Annotated in this window: 22 protein-coding genes; 9 read left to right on the top strand and 13 right to left on the bottom strand. The window is 62.4% G+C overall.

Features of this window, described 5'->3' with window-relative positions; translation table 11 throughout:
* Positions 1-1075 precede the first annotated feature (1075 nt).
* From ACX80H_RS11090 to ACX80H_RS11080, 3 genes are all read left to right on the top strand, one after another.
* Positions 1076-2338, top strand: a complete 1263-nt coding sequence (locus ACX80H_RS11090) for a PP2C family protein-serine/threonine phosphatase (RefSeq protein ID WP_459313320.1) — start codon at positions 1076-1078, stop codon at positions 2336-2338.
* A 229-nt stretch (positions 2339-2567) separates the two neighbouring features.
* Positions 2568-5045, top strand: a complete 2478-nt coding sequence (gene opgC, locus ACX80H_RS11085; RefSeq protein WP_459313319.1) for an OpgC domain-containing protein — start codon at positions 2568-2570, stop codon at positions 5043-5045.
* A gap of 166 nt (positions 5046-5211) precedes the next feature.
* On the top strand, positions 5212-7158 hold the full coding sequence (locus ACX80H_RS11080; RefSeq protein WP_459313317.1) for a glycosyltransferase: 1947 nt from the start codon (positions 5212-5214) through the stop codon (positions 7156-7158).
* A gap of 151 nt (positions 7159-7309) precedes the next feature.
* Here ACX80H_RS11080 and ACX80H_RS11075 read toward each other — a convergent pair whose 3' ends face one another.
* Complete coding sequence (locus tag ACX80H_RS11075; protein WP_459313315.1) at positions 7310-7582, bottom strand: hypothetical protein; 273 nt, start codon at positions 7580-7582, stop codon at positions 7310-7312.
* 20 nt (positions 7583-7602) lie between these two features.
* On the opposite strand from ACX80H_RS11075, the gene ACX80H_RS11070 reads away from it, so the two are divergent.
* The 3 genes from ACX80H_RS11070 (at position 7603) to ACX80H_RS11060 (ending at position 10001) form a co-directional block, all read left to right on the top strand.
* Positions 7603-7773 carry a GAF domain-containing protein gene (locus tag ACX80H_RS11070; RefSeq protein WP_459313419.1) on the top strand — a complete coding sequence of 57 codons (171 nt, stop codon included), beginning with the start codon at positions 7603-7605 and terminating at the stop codon, positions 7771-7773.
* A 235-nt stretch (positions 7774-8008) separates the two neighbouring features.
* Complete coding sequence (locus tag ACX80H_RS11065) at positions 8009-8521, top strand: HXXEE domain-containing protein (protein WP_459313313.1); 513 nt, start codon at positions 8009-8011, stop codon at positions 8519-8521.
* Positions 8522-9155: 634 nt separating this feature from the next.
* Entirely contained in the window at positions 9156-10001 is an 846-nt protein-coding gene (locus ACX80H_RS11060; RefSeq protein ID WP_459313312.1) for a GAF domain-containing protein, read from the top strand.
* 77 nt (positions 10002-10078) lie between these two features.
* Here ACX80H_RS11060 and ACX80H_RS11055 read toward each other — a convergent pair whose 3' ends face one another.
* The 7 genes from ACX80H_RS11055 to ACX80H_RS11025 form a co-directional block, all read right to left on the bottom strand.
* Complete coding sequence (locus ACX80H_RS11055) at positions 10079-10834, bottom strand: GAF and ANTAR domain-containing protein (protein WP_459313310.1); 756 nt, start codon at positions 10832-10834, stop codon at positions 10079-10081.
* A 219-nt stretch (positions 10835-11053) separates the two neighbouring features.
* Positions 11054-11317, bottom strand: coding sequence for a hypothetical protein (locus ACX80H_RS11050; protein ID WP_459313308.1), 264 nt, complete (start codon positions 11315-11317; stop codon positions 11054-11056).
* A 242-nt stretch (positions 11318-11559) separates the two neighbouring features.
* The gene (locus tag ACX80H_RS11045; protein ID WP_459313306.1) at positions 11560-11847 is read right to left on the bottom strand and encodes a DUF7793 family protein; all 288 of its coding nucleotides are present in this window, start codon (positions 11845-11847) and stop codon (positions 11560-11562) included.
* 225 nt (positions 11848-12072) lie between these two features.
* A complete protein-coding gene (locus ACX80H_RS11040) occupies positions 12073-12291 on the bottom strand; it encodes a GNAT family N-acetyltransferase (RefSeq protein ID WP_459313305.1) in 219 nt (72 codons plus the stop codon).
* A 72-nt stretch (positions 12292-12363) separates the two neighbouring features.
* Positions 12364-12795: a hypothetical protein gene (locus tag ACX80H_RS11035; protein WP_459313303.1), complete on the bottom strand. Its 432-nt coding sequence runs from the start codon at positions 12793-12795 to the stop codon at positions 12364-12366.
* A 272-nt stretch (positions 12796-13067) separates the two neighbouring features.
* Positions 13068-13280 (bottom strand): hypothetical protein, encoded by a 213-nt coding sequence (locus ACX80H_RS11030; protein WP_459313301.1) that lies wholly within the window; start codon positions 13278-13280, stop codon positions 13068-13070.
* A gap of 192 nt (positions 13281-13472) precedes the next feature.
* Complete coding sequence (locus ACX80H_RS11025) at positions 13473-13748, bottom strand: hypothetical protein (protein ID WP_459313299.1); 276 nt, start codon at positions 13746-13748, stop codon at positions 13473-13475.
* 383 nt (positions 13749-14131) lie between these two features.
* Here ACX80H_RS11025 and ACX80H_RS11020 point away from each other — a divergent pair, with 383 nt between their 5' ends.
* A complete protein-coding gene (locus ACX80H_RS11020; protein WP_459313297.1) occupies positions 14132-14308 on the top strand; it encodes a CsbD family protein in 177 nt (58 codons plus the stop codon).
* A gap of 529 nt (positions 14309-14837) precedes the next feature.
* Positions 14838-15722 carry a PhzF family protein gene (locus ACX80H_RS11015; RefSeq protein WP_459313295.1) on the top strand — a complete coding sequence of 295 codons (885 nt, stop codon included), beginning with the start codon at positions 14838-14840 and terminating at the stop codon, positions 15720-15722.
* Between the two features lie 265 nt (positions 15723-15987).
* Here the strand turns inward: ACX80H_RS11015 and ACX80H_RS11010 are convergent, their stop codons facing one another.
* The 4 genes from ACX80H_RS11010 to ACX80H_RS10995 all read right to left on the bottom strand — a co-directional run bounded on the left by ACX80H_RS11010 (position 15988) and on the right by ACX80H_RS10995 (position 18550).
* Positions 15988-16596, bottom strand: coding sequence for a flavodoxin family protein (locus ACX80H_RS11010; RefSeq protein WP_459313293.1), 609 nt, complete (start codon positions 16594-16596; stop codon positions 15988-15990).
* Positions 16597-16750: 154 nt separating this feature from the next.
* The gene (locus ACX80H_RS11005; RefSeq protein ID WP_459313292.1) at positions 16751-17236 is read right to left on the bottom strand and encodes a hypothetical protein; all 486 of its coding nucleotides are present in this window, start codon (positions 17234-17236) and stop codon (positions 16751-16753) included.
* A gap of 141 nt (positions 17237-17377) precedes the next feature.
* Complete coding sequence (locus tag ACX80H_RS11000) at positions 17378-17824, bottom strand: hypothetical protein (RefSeq protein WP_459313291.1); 447 nt, start codon at positions 17822-17824, stop codon at positions 17378-17380.
* A 147-nt stretch (positions 17825-17971) separates the two neighbouring features.
* Positions 17972-18550 (bottom strand): recombinase family protein, encoded by a 579-nt coding sequence (locus tag ACX80H_RS10995; RefSeq protein ID WP_459313418.1) that lies wholly within the window; start codon positions 18548-18550, stop codon positions 17972-17974.
* A 292-nt stretch (positions 18551-18842) separates the two neighbouring features.
* On the opposite strand from ACX80H_RS10995, the gene ACX80H_RS10990 reads away from it, so the two are divergent.
* A complete protein-coding gene (locus tag ACX80H_RS10990) occupies positions 18843-19715 on the top strand; it encodes a pentapeptide repeat-containing protein (protein WP_459313289.1) in 873 nt (290 codons plus the stop codon).
* Between the two features lie 108 nt (positions 19716-19823).
* On the opposite strand, the gene ACX80H_RS10985 is transcribed toward ACX80H_RS10990, so the two are convergent.
* On the bottom strand, positions 19824-20339 hold the full coding sequence (locus ACX80H_RS10985) for a putative immunity protein (RefSeq protein WP_459313288.1): 516 nt from the start codon (positions 20337-20339) through the stop codon (positions 19824-19826).
* Positions 20340-20520 lie beyond the last annotated feature (181 nt).

Below are 20520 nucleotides of genomic sequence, written 5' to 3'. Positions count from 1 at the left end.
GTATCTCCGATGGCCCTGGTGGGCCTGAGGGCCCTGGTGGGGCTGCGGGCCCTGGGGGCCCCGAGGACGAATGCACCAGCCTGGTCAGCGAGGTCATCACCATCACCAGGTGATGACGAGCCCGGAAGCCTTCCAGCGCCGCGCACGCCTGGAAGGCTTCCGGTGCTGGTCAGCCAGCTGTTACCGGTACCGAGATCACCCAACCCACCAATTATCCCCGCGACTATCACCGCGACTCACTAGAAGCTCCTCAAAACGCAGCAGTGTCGCAGTCACGGATCCCGATAAGCAATCTCCCGCGCAATATAGCTCCGCTGGAGTCCGTGGGGAACGATGCGGACAGTGCGGCTGCTCCCTCAATCGAGGTGACGTAGCAGCGGGTGTGCATAATCTGTCGGTCCTCACGAAGAATTCTGGGGCCGCGGTGGAACTGCGCGAGGAGACAGGCCACGCGGTGTTTCGATTGGAGGACCCCGAGGCCCGGAGGTAGTCAAAGGGCGAGGGAGGCGATAGCACCCTCGAACCGGAGGTGGCCGGTACACGATGCTGTGCCAGCACCCCGAGCGCGCGCTGCGTACCGGGAATGCTGGCCGTCACTGCCGAGTAAGTGGCGCGCGGACCACTTGAGAACCATCACCTCACCGTTGTGCCTCCAGGAGTCGTCGTCCCATGTGATTCAGTCGTTCGAGAAATGTCAGGTGGAACAGGTGGTCAACTCCTGAAATGAAGTACCGGTTACTGGGCGGTCGGTGTTCTCGAGCTTCTAGGGTGAAACCTATGAACCAAAACCACGAATCAGGATTTCCGCCCGGCGTAAGGGCCCGGGTGACGTGGCACGACGGGCGAGGCCACACAGACCGTCCCGCGATCCAACGCCTGTTACTGCGAGTGTCCTGACTGGCGTCTATATCGATGGGCGTCAGTAGCTGGTAGGTAGGATCTGGTGCCCTGCGCCAGGGGTGAGGTGGATGTTCCGGATAATCTGCCGCCGGTTCATCAAAGGGGTTGAGGCAGGAATGGGATGGGGGGAGAGATGAGGGCGCCGCGCAAGGCGGCGCAGGGAGGTACGTGACCTATGACCGACGTGGTGCCCGGGACAGCGCTGGAGGATGAGCAGAAGCGCCTGGCGTCGCTGGCCTCCACTGAACTGCTCGACAGCGCTTCCGAGGAGAGGTTCGACCGGGTCACGCGGCTTGCCCAGAGGCTTTTCGGAGTCAGCACCGCGACGGTGGCCCTGGTCGCTGATGACCGCCAATTCCTGAAGTCCTTGGCTGGAAGCCTGGACAGTGTCATTCCCCGAGCTGATGCTTTTTGCGCTCACACGATCATGACCCCGAACACGATGGTGGTCGAAGATGCCCGCCAGGACGACCGTTTCCGCACCAATCCCCTCGTGACCGGTCAGCCCAATATCCGCTTCTACGCGGGGCAACCGCTGCAGGGTCCCGGCGGGTGGAACATCGGGACGTTGTGCCTGATTGATCAGCACCCACAAACCTTCGATCCCGAGCAGGAACAGATCCTGCGTGATCTCGGCGCGATCGTGCAACGCGAGATCCTCGTCGGCGCGGAGATGAAGAATGCCGCCAAGATCCAACGGGCGCACTTGCCCGCTCCTCTCCCGGCCCTGCCCGGGTACGAGGTACATGCACTGACGCGCCCTGCCGGAGACCTGTCCGGGGACTTCTACGACTGGCAGGTCGACGGCAGGTTCCTGCGGTTCACGGTTTCGGACGTGATGGGCAAGGGAGCCGGCCCTGCCATCCTGGCTGCCACCGTCCAGTCCCGATTGCGGGCAGCCGGGCAGGCTGAGCCAGGCCCTGCCTTCACCAGGGTTTCCAGCGAGCTCGACAACGAACTGACTCTCGACAATGTGTTCGTCACCGCTTTTCATGGCAGTCTCGATGTTCACACTGGAGTGGTCCGTTATTCCGATGCGGGACACAGTCTCGCGCACCACATCACCGCTGGCGGAGACGTTCTCAAGCTGCCGTCCGGCGGCCCTCCCCTGGGTGTCATCCCCGATTACGAATGGCCCACGGAGACGCTTGTCCTTGAGCCGGGCGACAGTCTCATCGTTCCCAGCGATGGCCTGCTGGAACTGGCCGGCGATGACCTGCACCAGCTCCAGGCGGACCTGCGAGCCACGACGGCTCCCGGCTCCGACACAGCAGCGTTGATAAGGGCGCTCGTCAATACCCCACCGCGCCCCTCGGACGACCTCACGCTCCTGGTAATTCGCCGGAGCCTGCATCAATCGCCGGCGCGCGGACCAAGGGTTGATTCGTCGGTCCCGCTGCCTTTTGAGGCTGCCCCTCCCGGGAGCGCCTGGCAATGAAGGGCGCGTGGACAGCGACGAGGTCGTACACCCCGACGAGGGTGAAGAAGGTGGCCGCAATGGTGGCCACCGGTGCGTCCAGGGTATCGGGGACGTCGAGGTTGGGGCAGTCGAGGTTCGCGGTGGGCGCCAGGGCTGGCGAAGGAGGGCGGCGGACGTGTCACTTCGTAGATGGGGAGCCCCGACAGGACACGATGCGACCTGTTCCGAGCGGCGCAGAGGGACAGATGTGACCAGCAGCCGGCACTTCACACCCCAGCTGATGCTCTCCGTGTTCGCGCCGCTGCTGCTGGCATTACTCCTGATGGTCGCGGCCCCGGCCCGGGCTGCCGAGCAGCCCGAACAACTTCCTCTGCCGTCGGAGGAAGGGCCATTTCTGGGAGCATTGCTGGACTGGGCGACGGACTCGACCGCAGGGTATGAACAGCGCCTCGGAGCGCCGGCGGCCCTGTACGGGCGGACGGTACCGCTGCCGATGAGTGAGCAGGAGCAGGGATACCTACGCGGCTACTTCGGTCAGGTCGCGGACGAGGGCGCTTACGCCCTGCTCACCATCCGCCCCGACGTTCCACTGGAGGACGTGGACGATCCCAGGGCCTCAGCCCTGGGCGCACAGGTAGCAGACGTCGCCGAAGGCTACGAGGGCGTCGTGTTCGTGCGTTTCGCCCCGCAGATGAACGCTCCCTGGGTGCCGTGGGGGCAGCAACCCGAGGCCTACCGGGAAGCGTTCCGCGTGCTCGCGGCCGCGATGGACGACGAGCTCGAGGATCCTGTGATGGTATGGTCTCCGACCGCTGCGGAGGACTACCCGTTCCGCGAGCCATCGGAGACAGCGCCGTCCGGGGGAGCCCTCGGCGCGCTGGATACCGATGGTGACGGGGTGTGGGATTTCGACGACGACGCGTACGCCCCCTACTATCCTGGCGATGATGTGGTCGATTGGGTGGGCCTTACCGCGTACCATGACGAAACCGATGAGACGTCGGCGCGGAACGCTCGTCCCGAGCCCGGCGAGTTCGAGGCCCTGCTTGGTCCTGCGTCCTCGAACGGGCCTCCTGCCGCCGGGGACTTCTACGCCACCTACGCAGCCGGACGTGACCGGCCACTGATGGTCGAGACAGCGGCCTTCTACAGCCCCGACGTCGAGGACGGCGCTTCGGAGATCGAGGTCAAGAGCACCTGGTGGGATCAGGTCCTCGGTGCGCCGGACACCGGGTACGACCTGATCGGGGCCATCGTGTGGAACGAGACCGCCGAGGACCGCGAGAACGGCTCGGTCCGCGTGGACTGGCGGGTCACTGCGGACCCCGACCTGGCGGCCAGGTTCGCCGAGCGGATCGAGGACGGGGATACCGTGACCGGCCCCGTGGTGGAGGAGTCCTCCCTCGATGGTGTCGCGACTCCTGCTACCGGAACGGCGCTGACCGGGACAGTCGGGTGGACCGTGGCGGGCGCCGCTCTCGTCGCAGGCCTGGCCCTGTGCCTGGTGCCGCGCACACGACCCGTCCAACGGTGGGCGTATCAGGGTACCTCGTCCCGCGACGCGCGCATCGACATGCTGCGCGGTATCGCCATCATCTTCGTCGTCGTCAACCACGTCGGGCTCACCTCACTGTTCCAGCTGCTGACCCAGGAGACCATCGGGGTCGTCTCCGGGGCGGAACTGTTCGTGCTGCTCTCCGGAGCCGTCCTGGGCCTGGTCTACGGGCCCCGGATCAAGGACCAGCTCGGCGACGTCGTGGACCGCACGAGCAAACGTGCCTGGAAGCTCTACGTGACCGCCCTGGTGGTGGTTCTTCTCGTCCTGGCCCTGAGCCGCCTGCCCTTCCTCGACGCGACCGCCGTGACCACCTTCACGGACCAGGGAACAGGATCGACCGGGACCGGGGGCGCCGGCACGGTCTACGACCTCTACGCCGGCATGGGCGGCCTGTTCCAGTTCCCCGTGCCCGCGCACCTCATCCCGGACTTGTTCCTGCTCCAGATCGGGCCCTGGCAGTTCAACGTCATGGGCCTGTATGTCATCCTGCTGGCCCTCAGTCCACTCGTCCTGGTCATGCTCAGCCGCGGCAAGGGCTGGCTGGTCCTCACCGTCAGCCTCGGACTCTACGCCGTCGGAACCATCACCAAAGCCCGGCTGCTGCCCTCACAGTTCGAGGACTCCTTCCCCTTGCTGGTCTGGCAGGTGCTGTTCGTCCTGGGCATGACCGCCGGCTACTACCGCCGCCAGATCGTGGCCTGGTTCTCCCACCCCCGCCAAAGGGTGCTGCTGTGGGCGTGCGCGCTTCTGGCAGTGGCCCTCGCGGTGTTCTCCTGGACCAGCCCCTACTTCACCAACGCCTACGACGTCAGGCTCGCGCTCCTACCTGAGCAGACCTTCCGCACCGTCTACGACGGCTTCTTCGAGCGCACCTACCTGGGTCCCGGCCGCCTGTTCAACGTACTGCTGGTGATCATCACCGGATACGCCCTGCTCAGCGCCTACTGGAAACCCCTCGAGCGGACCCTGGGCTGGTTCCTCATCCCCCTGGGCCAGGCCACCCTCTACGTCTTCATCCTCCATGTCTTCCTGATCCTCGCTGCAGCCAACATCCCGGCCCTCCGACAAGGCGACATCTGGCTCAACACCGCCGCCTACATCGTGATCCTGGCCCTGCTCTGGATCATGGTCAGGACCCGCTTCCTGTTCCGCGTCATCCCCCGCTGATGAATCACTCCACGCCGATCATCCGCTCCACGACGGAGCAAATCCATCGCTTCCTCCAGGCTCTCCGAGCCGGACTACGGTCGCCTACCGACCACCACGTCGTGCTGTGCTCCTGGCGGCCAGCACTCACGACACCGTCCCCCACAGCACAGGACAGGGAGCTGATATGAACCGATTCCTCATTCGTTTGCTGGTGGTGCTGACGGTAATCCTGGGCGTGAACTACGTGGGCTGGCGCTGGCTTGAGTCACTGAACTGGTCCGCGTGGTGGATCGCCGTGCCTCTGGTCCTGGCGGAGACGTACAGCCTGATCGACGTGATGCTGTTCGGGATGACCATGTGGCGGCTGCGCGAACGCACTCCCCCGGACCCGCCCGCGGGATTGACCGTGGATGTCTTCATCACCACCTACAACGAACCATTGGACATGGTCATGGACACCGCCCTGGCCGCCCAACGCATCCGGTATCCGCATTCCACCTGGATCCTCGACGACGGAGCCCGGAACGAATTACGGGCCCTGGCCGAGCAGCACGGCATCGGCTACCTCACGCGCAGCGCGGAATGGGCGAACCGCCCCCGCCACGCCAAAGCCGGCAACCTCAACAATGCCCTGATGATGACGCAGGGCGAGTTCATGCTCATCCTCGATGCGGATCAAATCCCCAAGCCGGAGATTCTGGACCGGACACTGGGCTATTTCAACAACCGCAAAGTCTCGCTCGTGCAGACCCCGCAATGGTTCATCAACGTCCCCGAGAACGACCCCCTGGGCAGCCAGGCTCCCTTGTTCTACGGCCCGCTCCAGCAGGGAAAGGATGGCTGGAACGCCGCGTTTTTCTGCGGGTCCAACGCCATCCTGCGCCGGGAAGCCCTGATGCAACTCGGACTGATGGGATACGTGAAGGAAGTCGAGCAGAATATTCGCCGGGCCCTGAAAGGTTCCCGCGCCGCCATTCGTAAAGCACGACGCTCCACTGCAGCGAATGACCCGCTGGTCACCCGCCTGCTCGATGAAGTGGAACAGGCGACCGAGCGGGCCCGCATGGACCTGAAGAACGGGCGATCGTACAGCGAGATCACCTACGAGCTGAGGCGTACCGTGGATGCCGCCGTCCAGGAACTGGTCGCCGCGGACGTCTCGGCAGTACAGGCAGATCTGGCCGAAATCGCCGCCATGGGCCTGGGCCATGACCATGACCAGCTCTCCCCGGAAGAAATCGAATCCGCCGTCATGCAGCTCTCCACCCGGCAGTGGTCTCCGCTGGGCGCCCTCGAATCGGTGCAGGCCGTGCTGGAGGCCATCTCCGTCGAACGTGACACCGAAGCGCAACCGGTGATGCCGCTAGCGACGATCTCCGTCACCGAGGACATGGCGACCTCCATGCGGATGCACGGCCTTGGCTGGAAAAGCGTGTACCACCACGAGATCCTGGCGATCGGGTTGGCCCCCGAGGACCTCAAGACCATGCTCACCCAACGCCTGCGCTGGGCACAGGGCACCATCCAGGTGTTCCTGCGCGAGAACCCCCTCTCCCAACGGGGAATGAAGTGGACACAGCGCCTCATGTACTTCGCCACCATGTGGAGCTACCTGGCCGGCTTCGCCGCCGTCGTCTACATCGCCGCGCCCATCATCTACCTCGTCCTCGGAATCCTGCCGGTCACCAGCCTCAGCACCGACTTCTTCATCCGGTTCATACCCTTCATGATCGTCAACCAGCTCCTCTTCGCCGTCGCGGGGCGGGGAGCGAAGACGTGGCGGGGCCAGCAGTACAGCCTGGCCCTATTCCCAACCTGGATCAAGGCCTGCACCACGGCCGCCCGCAACGTCTGGTTCGGCCGCCCCCTGGGCTTCGCCGTGACCCCGAAGGTGAAAGAGGGCAACAGCCGGGACTGGCACCTGATCCGACCCCAACTGATTGCGATGTCCCTGCTCACCATCGCCGCCGTGATCGGCATCGTCCGCCTGGTCCTGGGCTTGAACGAACCGCTCGGCACCCTGGTCAACGTCGCCTGGGTGATCTACGACCTCGTCGTCTTCAGCGTGCTCATCACAGCAGTCCGGTACGACGGCTTCACCCCCAGCGAGGTACCCATTGACACCCCGTAACCCTGAACGCACGCAATACTTGAAGGGTCCGTCCGACCACAGGGTTGGGGTCTCAGGAAGCGATTCGAATGCAGCATCTCCACCACAGGGCGGGACGAAGGCCGACGTGCAAGCAGTGCCAGGACCGCGGGCACGGGCGGAAGCGGAAAAGCTACGCCTGCGCTCCCTGGCGCGGTCCGGGCTCCTGAACACCGGGGACGACGAGCGGTTCGACCGGATAGTCCGACGCGCCCAGGCGACCTTCGATGTAACGACTGCCAGCATCGCCCTGATAACAGCGGACCGGCAGGTCCTGCGCTCGGTTGTCGGGCCCCTGGCCCGGGACATTGACCGCAAACAGGCGTTCTGCAACGTAACCATTCAGAGCGAGGGCCTTCTCGTCATACCCGACGCGCGTGCTGATGCCCGCTTCAGCACCAACCACTTGTCCTAGGAGCACCATCCATCCGGTTCTACGCCGGCTCCCCGCTACGCGGACCCAGCGGTTACATCATCGGAACCCTATGCGTCATCGATCAGGAACCCCGTCACTTCACGCAGACGGACCACCGAGTATTGCGCTCACTGGCAACCGAGCCCGAATTGGAACTCAACAACATCGACGGACTCGCATAATCACCGGCTCATCACTCAAACCTCACTCACTCTCCCTGGCTCGCCAGCTGCTCGAGCTCGGACTCCTTTGACGCGACCTGACCAGGGACCTGAGCGGTGTCCAAAGCGGTTGCCGAGGAGCAGGCGTTATTACCGCACGAGCCGATCGCCACTTCGCCCGGGCTCAGCCCCCACCGAGCACCTCGGTTGTGCACAAACAGTCTGCACAATTGACTTCCACTGGAATGATGAACAAGTGGCAGCACCCCAGAAACTTCGGAATCGCACATGGCGTTGCGGGCCAGCGGGGCTCTTCCTCGCGTGGGCGCTGCACGACCTCGAGGAAGCCGCAACTTTCCCGGCCAGTTGCAACTACCTGGCCCACCGTACCGGGATTCACGCGCTGCGGATGGACTCGCGCCAGTCCTGGGCAGCGGAAGGCTTGATGGGTCTGCTCGTCAGATTCGCTTGCATCCGCGGCGCGCAGACGGCGGGCAGTTCGCGCCTGTACCGAGCAGTGGTCGCAGGACTAGGCGCGCACGTCGGGACGCACCTCGGCGCGACTGTTCTTGCCCGGCGTTACACGGCAGGCGTCGTGACCGCACTGCCCGTCATGCTGGCCGGCGTGATCGCGGCGGGCCGAGAACTTAGCCGCGACGGGATGCCGCTAGGCGCGAGGGATGAAGCCTTTGGCGCGGTCGTCCTGGTGCCTGCGGCGTTCATATGCCACCTCATCGTTCGTGTAGCAATGAAGCGCAGGACGAACTGAGCGAGGTACGCCACTTTCGGAATGCCCGGTAAGCAATCCCCTAGCCGGATTAGCCACGCGCTGCGTCGACTTTCAACCCCGCCAATCACCCGATCAGAACCCCGCCATCTTGGCGAAAACTCACAGTTTGAGTGATGCAAAAGAACTGGCCCTTAAACGGTCGGAGCTGACCGACTGTGATGGAGGGGTTGGTGCGCCTCCTGACCACTTGGGCACGGCACAAGCGACCTACGCTCCGCTGCTTGTCCCGCACACGCCTGGACAGCAGAAACCGAAGGGGGCCGCCTGCACACATTTACCTCACGTCACCGGCATCGGCTGCTCGCTTGGAGCGGACGGGGGACGTGCACAGCCTCAGTGTGAGGGTTTTGCCGCGATGCGAGTGTCACGACTGACTTTTAGGAGGTGCAGTATGTCCTTCCTGTGAGGTCCTTACTACTGGGCTGCTCCCCTACTTGCTGCACCGATCATGAGGATCTGTCGTTGTGCAAGGACACACCCCTTCGCGCCTTCAGCCCTTTCAGTTGCTACCGTACAGATTAGTAAGCATGCTGTTGAAAGAGGGGGTTGCCGGACAGGCAACGCAGCGATGGTCGGACGGCTGCGGTGGGCCGATAGCCCGGAGGATTTGAGAATGAGCACTCCAACGCACGTTCAGCGGATGCGGGAAGCACTATCGATCGCTCATCTGAGCGTCGAGGATGTTTGGGTCAGCTACTACGGCATGGGTGGGTCCGTGTCGCGGTTCGAGATCGAGGCGTACCTTGCTGGGTTGCTGATCCTGCCGGCCAATGAATGTGACCTGCTCGCCGAGGCCACGAATGACCTTCTCTCACACGCTGACACCAGTGTGCGGGTCCCGCGCTGCGTCGCTGAGGAGCCCTTTCAGGCGTCGAGGAATTCCCGCCGAGCCCTTGGAGCTGCGGGTGCGTTCCTGTTCACCGCCGAAGAGCAGGAAGCCGAACGCCTCGACGCGGTCACCCGGTCCCAGCTGCTGGACACAGCGCGAGAGGCACGGTTCGACCGGATCACCCAGGAAGCCAAGGACTACTTCGGTGTCAGCTCATCGATCGTGGCACTGATTGATGACCGCCGGCAGTTTCTGAAATCCGTCATCGGTCCGGTCCAGCAGGACATGCCGCGGGAAATCTCGTTCTGCAATGCCACGATCCGTAACGCCGGACCCCTGATCGTCCGGGATGCCCTGGAGGATGACCGGTTCAGGAACAACCCGCTGGTCCTCGGGGAGCCGTACATCCGCTTCTACGCCGGGTACCCGCTGCGCGGTCCGGGCGGGTGGACGATCGGAACGCTGTGCGTGATCGATCAGGCCCCACGCGAATACTCGATGCGGGACGGCAGGAAGCTGCGCACCCTCGCACGTCAGGTTGAAGACGAAATCAACGGCCCACGGCTTCTGCCCGACGAACCAGACGACAACGAACCCGGCGACAACAATGAACCTGGTGCAGGGACCTGATCAGTAGCAGGCTTGAGCCCATTCCGATCAGCCCTACCGATCCGTCACGCCGACCGGCCAGACCGACGGGCGTGGAGTTAACCGTCGAAGTGGGTCCGTACCGGGGTCGTCTGCCCCAGGGACGTCAAAAGGTTCGAAGCAAGGTCCCTCAGTTTCACGTTGCGCCCCTGGGATGCGCTGCGCAGGATTTTGATGGCCTCGTCCTGGTTACACCGGTTCTGTCCCATGATGGCCCCGACCGCGAGGTCGATCGTGGTGCGGGACTCCATCGCTGTCCTCATGTGTTCGGTGATGTCATTCAGGGACGCGATCCGGACCGCGAGCCGCAAGGACTTTGAAGCATCCCGTGCGAATCCCTCTGCGACCGCGATGCTGGTATCCGTGAACGCGTTGGGCATTGTCGAGTAGAAATCCAGGCCCGCACTGGCGCCGGCGTCCAGGCGGATCGGGATGCCCAGGGCGGAGCGGACACCATAGCTGGCGATCGCTTCGCGGTACTTGGGGAACCGTGTCTCTGTCAGGAAGTCAGGGATGTGCACGGTGTAGCCCTCGCGGGCAGCCCGCAGGCACGGCCCATCGTTGAAGCCGTACTGGACCTCATCCATGACTTTGGCCTGGTCGCTGCTGCTGGCAACCGTGGTCATCGACCGGGGACGCAGCAGGGTGACCCCGCAGAACACGTCACCATAGGAGCCGGTGAACGCGGTCGAAGCAACCTCGACCAGACCGTCCAAAAACTCCTGGACACCATCACTGTCGAGCACCATGTCCTGCAACAAGGCGGCCATACGGTTCTCGTCCGCTTCCTCAACTAATTCCTTCTCATCAGGCACAACGAATACTCCTCACAGGCCCTCAAAAGAGCCAACACAATTCGATGGAAAACGGGGCATCCACAAGCAGGACCAGCAACGACACCAGGGGTAGGAGATGCAACGAGCACTGCCGGGGCATTGCCACTGCGCGCGTCCCCCTCAAGCCGATCACCGCGACTCGTGGAAGGGCAACGTGGTTACCCTTCCGCTGATGCCCTTCCACAATGCCTGCCGGTGTTAGCCCGGGAGGGCGGTCTCAGCCGGCAGGGTCACGATGTGCAGCGGAGGTGCTGCTGTATCTTCGTCTGCTGCGTCGCGGCGGTCGAGTTCCTCGACCACTTCTTCATGGCGGAACTCCGTCTCCGGGTCGGGCTCACCATTATGAACATATTCGTGGGCGAGCTCGCGCTGGATCTTGCTGTTGAGCACCTCGACCTCCGGGAGGTCAAGGTGGGTGAGGTCCTCAGGGAAGGGTTCAGCAGGAGTGAGACGAGAGTTCACGGGGGGCGCCTATCAGCAGGAAGAAAGCACGAGAAAATGACCGGGCTCTCTTCTGAACCGCGCTGAGACTATCAGCAGACTCACCCTAGGCAATACCCATCCAGACTTCTGCTGGTACCGGGGCATTCTGCTTCAATTCGACCGGCACCTTAGCTGCGACGCCGGAAGGGGTTGAGGTCGACGGTGAGGCTCATCGTATGGTCCACCGGGTCCGTGCAGAGGAGGTGGTGCATGAGGCACAGCTAATCCAACGCGCTCTGATGATCAATGAAGAATTTACTCGGGTACACGGCGTCCTCGTACGGGGCTGACAGGACGCGGTCGATGGGCGTGTGGCCCAGCAGCGCTGCCGCCAGGACGTTACGCGCGGAGGTCAAAATCCGTCGAGCTTCCGGTGACACGTCAAGGACCATGTTCATGTCCACCAGCACCACGTACTGCCGATGGCCCGTCGCGTCGAAGCTTCGTTGCAGGATCTGCAGGGCATCGGCTTCCGTGATGCGAACAGGCCGACGCATCACCACGAACACCGCGCACCGACCAAGTCTCTCGATCTCGTAACTGTCGTGGCTGTCGCTAAACGATGCAGGGCCCGTCATAGGGCAAGGTGGCCGAGCATAGGGAGAGTATCTCCTTCGGTAAAACCCGTCATAGGACCCGTCACAAGACCTGCAAGAGGACCCGGCCTGGGACAAAGCGGTATCACCAGAACAGACAGAGAACAGGCCTGAAAACAATGGCCTTGCCTGTGCGTTTCAGGTGCTGGAGACCAGGGCTTGGAAGTGTGGGTTCACGGCCAAGAATGCCTGGACATGAGGGCAGTATGGCGTGACGGACAACCTGCGTCTGTGCGCGCTGAGGAGAGAATCGCGAATGAGCTCTGCTTCCAGCCCTTCGTCGCGGTGCTCCGTGGCCACGATCGTTCCGCGCAGCACAAGCTGGCCGGCGCGCAGAATGTACGTCAGGGAGCACACGAGATCACCATCGTTGAACAGCTCGAAGCGTTCACGCAGCGGATTGTCCCTGAAGGCATTTTTCCTCGAAGATCAGCCCTCACCCTGGTCCTGTGAGGCCTCCCGTAGGCCCAATTCGTCGACCACCATCGTGTAGGCGTCCTGCGCACCGAAAGGCGGGAAGTCCGTATCCAACTCCCGGTACAAGTGATCGGCAAGAACACGTAGCTGACGCACGGATCGTGACCCCAGATTCCCTGCAGCACCAGACGACACGGCACTCCGGGTGCCCAAGTTCTCAACCGAACCTTTGATCGGGTTGCGGGGTGGAGGACCACGACGACCACCCCTCACAGGGATGTTCACCACAGAGACGTTCACCTCGGGGACGTTCACCTCGGGGACGTTCACCTCGGGGATGTTCACCTCGGGGATGTTCACAGCAGGACCGTCCTCGGGCGCACTCTGCGTGGGTTCGTGGACGGCTGGAGGGCTGAAAAGGGCGAAGAGGGAGGCAAAAACCATGATGGACCCCTTCGTTGGTTGTCACTCATTTGGGCTGTTGCATAACCCGTGCAGGAGTCTAGGGAGACCTTGGGGATCTGCACAACCAAACTCCTTGGCGACTGCTCGAGCCGTGCACCCCGCATCGTCGGCTCGATGCCCAACCTGCACGCCTGTGAAGATCCGAGGGCAACTGTGATTTCTGGCTCCGCCTGCTGATCCCCGTGGGGCTCCTCGTCCGGGCGCTTTCTTGTTCTCAGGTGTGAGCAGTCGTGAGATAGGGCCGTGCTGGTTCAGCTGTTTTCTGTCCGTACGGGACTGTCTTCGATTTCTTCCAGGACAGGCGATGCTTCGTCCTTGTCAGTGGCTTCCGGTGACGGATCCGCGATCGGTGCAGCAGACGAACCGTCGTCGTCATCCGATAGGTGACTGTGACCGGCCAGTGAGGCGGAAAGTTCCTCGTCCGCTGATTTGTCATGAGGTGGGTGTCCTACAGGATTGTTCATGGTTCATCTTTCTTCATGGGTGCTTGGTTTGGATACCTCTGCAGCATGTGGGCGGCCCTTACGTAAGGTCGCCGTTCGCGCCGCGGCTTCCGTGCCCTGACGCACGCCTGAGCGGGGAGAGTTTTGCCAGCTGGAACCGTTGATTCGAGTTGTTGGTCCTCGGTTTCGCGGGCGCTGCTGCGGTGCCGGGTGCTAGTGGTGACCGGCTTCTGTGGTGCCGAACATCAGGGTCCGGCGCTGCACGTCGTAGTACACCGTCTCAGCTGAGGACAGCAGATCCTGAAGGTTGTCTGCATCACTGGCGTCAAGTGTCAGAACTTCCTCCCAGGCACCCTGGTCAAGGACCAGCTGCAGGGTCCATGACCCAGGCTGACCCGGCTCTCCGGCCACCCAGCTGAACTGGTAGTGGCTGAACTGGCGTACCTTGATGCTGTCATCGGTGACGGGCTGATTCAGGTTCTGTGCCATAACACTGTCTTCCTCCTTGTGCACCCCCACCCGAGGGAGGAGTTTTTGACCGGTTGGAACAGGAATGAGGACACCCCTTCAACGTTCACACACTGAGCGGATTGACTCGGATGCTGTAAAACTACTGCCCTCAGGTGGGCCCGGTAAATGATGAGCTGGGACAGCCACTGAAGCCTTGACAGGTCGGCCAGGTTGAACGATCCCCCGTACGCACGGGAGGCACTTCCGACAAGCTATAGCGAAGCCGCTGTGCAGATACTCCGTACCGCCATGCAAGGCGGCTCTTACGGGGAGGAGCGCTGGTGGTAGGGGTGCCTAGACTGAGGCTGTCGGTCCTAGGACCGATCGCGGGATCACTCAAGTCAACCGTAGGGAGAAACGTTATGGGACTGGATGACAAGATCAGCAACGCCGCGCAGAAACTCATTGGTCAGGGCAAGGAAGCGGCCGGTCACGCCACCGGGGATAAAAACCTGAAAGCCGAAGGTCAGGGCGACCAGGCCAAGGGCGACCTCAAGCAGGCCGGCGAAAAGCTCAAGGACGCTTTCAGAAAAGACTGACACTCACCCCGCCCGGCACCCCAATTAACCCTGTGGCTAAGAGATCCAGACGTGAAGGGGAGTGCACCTATATCGGATGCACTCCCCTTCCCTGTTCCTGCTTCTACTGCTGCAGGTAGCAGGGGTGAACACGATCAGCAGTGGTGGTGCGGACGTACGATGCAGGGCATTACCCCGGCTGTTGCATGACGCGGTTGATGATTGTGGCGAGGATAGAGCGCAAGGCTTCGACGTCGGCTGGTAATTGGAGGGTTCGGAGGCATTCCTGCGCGGCACCAAGGAGGGACCGGCCTTGCTCGGTGATGCTCACGGATACCTGATTCTGGGCCAGGCCGTGCTGACGGGTAACCCATTGCTTGTTCTCCAGCATTGGGTAGTCAGGTTTATTAATGATGTGCCTGCGAAGATTGAACGCCGGTTCACTCGAAGCCAGTCTTGGTTGTGATGGGATAAACCACTCCAAGGGATGCTCGCACACTGACCGCCGTCGTGGGTCCGATATCTGTCCGCTGGTTACTACGCTGGTGGGATGACGACAGATGTTTCCTCCCTCGGTGGCGCTTTGCGCTATGCGGCGTTCACGACCGACCCTGCAGGCGGCAACCCGGCAGGAGTCGTACTCGACGCATCCGCCCTGAACGCGCACGAGATGCAGGCGATCGCCACGTCGATCGGTTACGCCGAGACGGCCTTCGTCGTGGCCGACCACACCCCGACCGGCGGAGCGCGAGAGGTTCGCTACTTTTCGCCCTTGGCCGAGGTCCCGTTCTGCGGACATGCAACCATCGCCACAGCAATCGCTCTCGCCGAAATCCTAGGCGCCCAGACCTTCCGCTTCGCCACAAGCATTGGAGACATCGTCATCAACACCACCCGCGCGCCGGGAGGTGACCTGACAGCTGCGTTCACGAGCGTCGAACCCCAGCTTCGCGACTTCGGACCCGGAGTCCTCGAGGAACTGCTGCGTCTTCTGGGATTGACCTTCAGCGACCTGCACTTCCGCTACCCGGCCAAGGAAGCCTTCGCCGGCAACTGGCACCCTGTCCTCGTCCTCGCACACTCAGATGACTTTGACCGGTTCACCTTCGACCCCGACCTTATGCGGTCCTTCATGCAGGAACATGGTTGGCCCGGAACAGTGTCCGTCCTCGTGGACATGGACATGGCCGAGAACTCGGGGCCGCAGTTCGAGGCACGCAACCTCTTCCCCGTCGGCACGATCACCGAGGACCCCGCAACCGGCTCAGCAGCGGCAGCCTTCGGCGGCTACTTACGGGCGCTAAACCAGGTCGAACCACCAACACGGATCCTCATCCACCAGGGCCGGCACGTCGGCCGACCGAGTCTTCTCACCATCGACATCCCAGTCGCCGGCGGAATCATCATCTCGGGCACCGCAGTCACAATCCAGTAGGAAGCGAATTCGAGCTCGACGCTTACCTCCACGGCATGTACCCGCTCGCACAGGGTGAACGGAACACGATTGCAGCGGCACTGAATGAGATCATCGATGACTTTCCACAGCAGCCTAAAGCCAAGTTCGCGAACGAACCGCTGCTTGACTGATGTCGTCCTCCAGCGCTAGTTAGGTTTTTTCGGTGTCCACGATGACGGCGGCTATCGCCCGCTGAGAACGTTTTCTCACCAATTGAGTTGCTTCGCGATAGCGGTCGCCTCGCTCACCCGGCAGGGTACGGGGTGGCAGATAGGAACCCGGCAAGATGGACGGCGTTGCGGGCCGCGCTGGCGGTTGTGGCTGCGGTTTTCTCGGGGACGCTGTCCAGGTCCTGGTAATCAACTTTGTGCATCGCTTCCCCTACCCAGTAGGTTCCACCTTGGGCGGGAACGGTGAACCCGACGTCGTTCAGAGCCTGCTGTGTGTCGGCAATGACTTTGTGGGCGCCGTCTTCGTTGCCCACCACGGCGATGACCGCGACCTTTCCGTACATGAGGGGCCGGCCCTCATCATCTGTCTCGGAAAGCTCAGCATCGAGCCGTTCGATGACGCGCTGGGCGACGCTACAGGGGTGACCCATCCAGATAGGGGTGGCGAGGACCAAAAAGTCAGCTGCGAGAATGTGCTCACGGAGCCTTGGCCAATCGTCCCCAGCACCCATGTCTGTCTGCACTCCCGGCATCACGTTGTAATCGACGACCCGCAAGGAGGCAGCGCTTACGCCATAGCTTTCCAGTTCATCGAGCACGTGACGGGCGAGCAGCTCGCTGCTCGACGGTGCCGGTGAGGGCGTAAGAGAACAAGTAAGGGCGAGAGCACTCAGATTAGCCATTTCTGGTCTTTCTCGATCATGGAGATTGACGCCTCCAACGATGGAAGCGCTTGAGGTAGCGAGGTCCTGTGGCATGAACGCCGGATCAACGGTTCACGAGGGTCCAGGCCCTTCCATTCGATCATCGGCAATGTCGACCAAAGTATCCAGCCCCTTATTCGGCGGGCAGAGATTCCTGGTCTTTGTTGAAGAGGTGGTCGTTGAAGATGCCGGTTGCTGCTGCCTGCACTGCTTTGTTTGTGAGGTCGACTGCCCATTCCTGGGCGGTCCAGGTGCCGGGCTTGTACAACCCGAGGACGGTGTTGAGGAGCACATCACCGGTGTACACGGCAGGAAACACGACCGCGAAAGCTTTGACTCCCCGAAGGCCAGCATGGGTGGTGATCCCATACGCTGATCCCCACAAAGTGCCTAGAGCCATGTGAGTTCCCCAGTTCAAACGCTCGCGTCCCTGCTGGGTCTGGGGATGAATGGGCAGGATGCGTTCGGCGAGATCGGCGGGCGCGTAGCTGGCTTCGCGCCCCGTGATCGGCATCTCGACGAACTGCTGAAATGCTGACATCACTGCTGTTCCGGCGATACCTGCCGCCATGCCGCGCGGAATGGATTTGGTGAGTGAGGGAGTGCCGGTAGTTACCATGCAGCCGAGTATCGTCCTACCTTCCGCACGATGCCACCCTTTCAGCGCCTCAACTACTCCACCCCACGCGAACGGGTGGCACTCACCATCGTTAGGCCGGCGCTCCCCGGGAACGTTGCATCGGGTACGGCCCGCCAAAGACTAATGAGGCGAGGAGTCCTGCTCAGGTTGATCACCTGGCGTCGCCATGGACTGCTTCCTTCTGGCTGCAGCACGATCGCTGAGGTATCCCAGGAAGGTGAGGGCTGCGGTACCTGCTGCCATCCCGCGGGGTGGATGCCGCATGCCGATGCGTCGAAGTTTGTCCTCGAAGCGGGCATCGATGACATCTCCGACATCGGCGAAGCGAAGGGTGGCCACGGCCGCGGAGAGGCCGACCAGTGCTCGCAGCGGTAGCCGCATACTACCGACCGTGATGCCGATGTACAGGCCGGTGAAGACAGCGGTTGCGACGTGAACGGCGCGGAGCTGCCGGCCGTCCAGCTTGGAGGCATCGATGAGGGGAAGGGCTCCCATGATCGCCGTCGATATGATGCCAAAAGCTGGTGATGTCGGATCGGTCAGTACGTGCTGCTTTTTATGAGTCACAGGGGATCCTCTGCAGATCGGGTGTTCTTTGTCTACCACGGAAGGACCGTACGGTTGAGGCCAGGGATCACGTGTGCGCGTCGTGGTGATAGGTGGCGTTGTTCTGGTGTGTTCTATGCCGGGCTTGTTGAGTAACCCTGGCTTAGGTCAGGGCGCCTCGTTCGCTCCCAGACTCAGGTAGCGGTACACCGTCGCCCGACTGGCGCCAATGATCTTCCCGATATCAGCAGGAGCAAGCCCCTGGGCTCTGAGGTCTCGGGCTCGTCGGACCTTCGCGTGATCGGTGGTGACTTCCCGCCGGCCAGCCTTCCTTCCGTGTTCTGCGGCCGCGGCCATGCCTGCCCTGGTCCGTTCGGCGAGCTGGTCGCGCTCGAGCTGGGCGAAAGCGGACATGACAGTGAGCATGGCTTTGCCCATCGGCCCGGTAGTGCCGATACCTTCGGTGACACTGCGGAAGTGCACTCCCCTGCGTTCCAGGTCATCGATGAGAGCTAGCAGGTTGCGGGCGTTACGTCCGAGCCGGTCCAACTTCCACACGACGACCTCGTCCCCCTTGCGGAGGTGATCGACGAGCTTGTCGAGCTCCGGCCGACTGGCTGTCGTGCCACTCACTCCGTGATCGGTGAAGATCCGATCACAGCCAGCTGCCGTCAGCGCTGCATGCTGCAAATCTGCGTTTTGCTCCCAGGTACTGACCCTGGCGTATCCGACACTTCCCACTGCCATGCTCCTCACGCCCATCAAAGGCCTATTTCTACTTTGATGAGAATACACGATGTGAGACACATTTCTGAGACATGATGCTCTTATAGAGTTCCGCGCCTGGCTAACGGACAGGTCGGACGCGATGGTATTTTCGACGGCAGTGACATTCCTACTTTCTCTGTGACCAGAGTCCACGCAGCGGTTCCCGTTCGCTTCCTTCGGAAGCGGTGATTCCGCGTGCCCTCCAAGGGAACTCCTTCACGAGTTCCCCTGGCACCCGGTCCTTCACCGAACTCCTCCAGAGAAGATTCCCATGCCCTTCACCTCGAACGACTCCACCGCGCCCTCCTCACCAGTCCTAAACCGGCAATCACTGCGCCCTGATTGCGGTAACTGCTTCGCGCTCTGCTGCACCGCCCTGGGTTTTTCCCGCACCACGGACTTCGCCGTCGACAAACCAGCAGGAACTCCCTGCCAGAACCTGGCCTCCAATTTCTCCTGCACTATCCACGACCGCCTCCGACCGCGAGGCTTCCGGGGATGCACCGTCTTCGACTGCTTCGGAGCCGGTCAGAACGTCTCCCAAAACCTCTTCCAAGGAACCAGCTGGAAAGCGGACCCAGGAACAGCGAGAAGCATGTTCGCGACATCCAAGGTCGTTCGGCAACTCCACGAGATGCTTTGGTACCTGACGGAAGCCACCACCCGGACCTTTGACCTGGACACCAAACACCAAGTCAACGACCTCAGAATGGCGATCGGGAGTGCGATGGAAGATGCACAGCGAGTCCTGGCCCTGGACCTCGGCGACCTGCACGCCCAGGTTCGGTCCGTGCTGATGGGCGTCAGCGAAGAAGTGCGATCCTCGTACCTCGCCACGGGTGATGATCACCTAGATGCTGCACTTGCTCCGGGGGCGGACCTCATCGGCAGGAAGCTGAGGTCTCGGTCGCTGGGTGGGGCGGATCTTCGAGGTGCCTATCTCATCGCTACGGACCTGCGGGAGTGTAACCTGTCCGCCGCTGACCTCCTCGGCGCTGACCTCAGAGACGCCCGTCTCGACGGGGCCGATCTTTCGAAAGCCCTTTATCTGACACAGGCCCAACTCAACGCCGCCCGAGGCGACGCACGCACGCTCCTGCCTCCCGCGGTCAACCGTCCCACTCATTGGCACCACAACAGCTGAGGCCAACTTATCTGCGCTGACCGGCAGACAACTCCACGCGCCAGTTGTCTGCCGGTCAGCACCAGAACCACAGACGGCTAGGGCAGGTGAGTGCGAGAACCAATGACGTCAGTCATTGAAGACGGACCAGCAGATGCTGTTCCTGCGGTTTTGGTCCTCGAGGACAAGAGCGCGGAGGTGTGCTGGAATCTGTTGACGCTGCCAGTCGCGCTCAGCACGTGCGACGTCGCGTTCTTGGGCGCGGGGGGCTGCAGCTGCAGCGGCTTTGATGGCATAGGCGGCCGCACCCAAATCATGTTCGGGAACGTGGGCGACACAAGCTGCTTGGCCGGCTGCATATGCCGCGAATCGTGGAGCACCACGCAACGGACGCGCTGCGCCCATCGCGTGTCCTCCGATCGCACGGGTGACCATCATCCTCGCTTCGCCACGCGACCAGGCGCGTGCTGCTTCGATTGCCGCACGAGGCCGGCCATCCACCCGGTTCAATTCCTCGAACAGCCCTAGAACGTGCTCCGCGCAGGTAGCTGCCCACAATGCCAGGAGCCGATGATCAGCCTCGTCCAAGAGTCCACCGCGCCGGATGGTCACGAGACGAGGATCGCGAACAGCAGGAAGGATCATAAGACTGTTTCCTACTCCCCTCCAACCCGCGCGGCAAAATCCCTGCTAGTGCGCCCAGGTGGATCCCCTTACGGGCTGCTCGCTGACTCATGTTGCACGATATCTAGACCCTCGCACTTCTCCGTTGCGAAAGCCGCAGAAGAACCCTAAAACCATGCGATCTGATTCGATCTGCGCAGTT

Source organism: Arthrobacter pasteuri, assembly GCF_054510955.1.
The sequence above is the reverse complement of the archived record's forward strand: the minus strand, read 5'-3'. Positions and strand labels throughout refer to the sequence as shown.

Coding starts and splice junctions, on each gene's coding strand:
- ACX80H_RS11025 (WP_459313299.1), bottom strand. CDS start 13,748: ATGGCACAGAACCTGAATCAGCCCGTCACCGATGACAGCATCAAGGTA.
- ACX80H_RS10995 (WP_459313418.1), bottom strand. CDS start 18,550: ATGGCAGTGGGAAGTGTCGGATACGCCAGGGTCAGTACCTGGGAGCAA.
- ACX80H_RS11010 (WP_459313293.1), bottom strand. CDS start 16,596: ATGGCTAATCTGAGTGCTCTCGCCCTTACTTGTTCTCTTACGCCCTCA.
- ACX80H_RS11035 (WP_459313303.1), bottom strand. CDS start 12,795: ATGGTTTTTGCCTCCCTCTTCGCCCTTTTCAGCCCTCCAGCCGTCCAC.
- ACX80H_RS11015 (WP_459313295.1), top strand. CDS start 14,838: ATGACGACAGATGTTTCCTCCCTCGGTGGCGCTTTGCGCTATGCGGCG.
- ACX80H_RS11080 (WP_459313317.1), top strand. CDS start 5,212: ATGAACCGATTCCTCATTCGTTTGCTGGTGGTGCTGACGGTAATCCTG.
- ACX80H_RS11090 (WP_459313320.1), top strand. CDS start 1,076: ATGACCGACGTGGTGCCCGGGACAGCGCTGGAGGATGAGCAGAAGCGC.
- ACX80H_RS11005 (WP_459313292.1), bottom strand. CDS start 17,236: ATGGTAACTACCGGCACTCCCTCACTCACCAAATCCATTCCGCGCGGC.
- ACX80H_RS11020 (WP_459313297.1), top strand. CDS start 14,132: ATGGGACTGGATGACAAGATCAGCAACGCCGCGCAGAAACTCATTGGT.
- ACX80H_RS11030 (WP_459313301.1), bottom strand. CDS start 13,280: ATGAACAATCCTGTAGGACACCCACCTCATGACAAATCAGCGGACGAG.
- ACX80H_RS10990 (WP_459313289.1), top strand. CDS start 18,843: ATGCCCTTCACCTCGAACGACTCCACCGCGCCCTCCTCACCAGTCCTA.
- ACX80H_RS10985 (WP_459313288.1), bottom strand. CDS start 20,339: ATGATCCTTCCTGCTGTTCGCGATCCTCGTCTCGTGACCATCCGGCGC.
- ACX80H_RS11060 (WP_459313312.1), top strand. CDS start 9,156: ATGAGCACTCCAACGCACGTTCAGCGGATGCGGGAAGCACTATCGATC.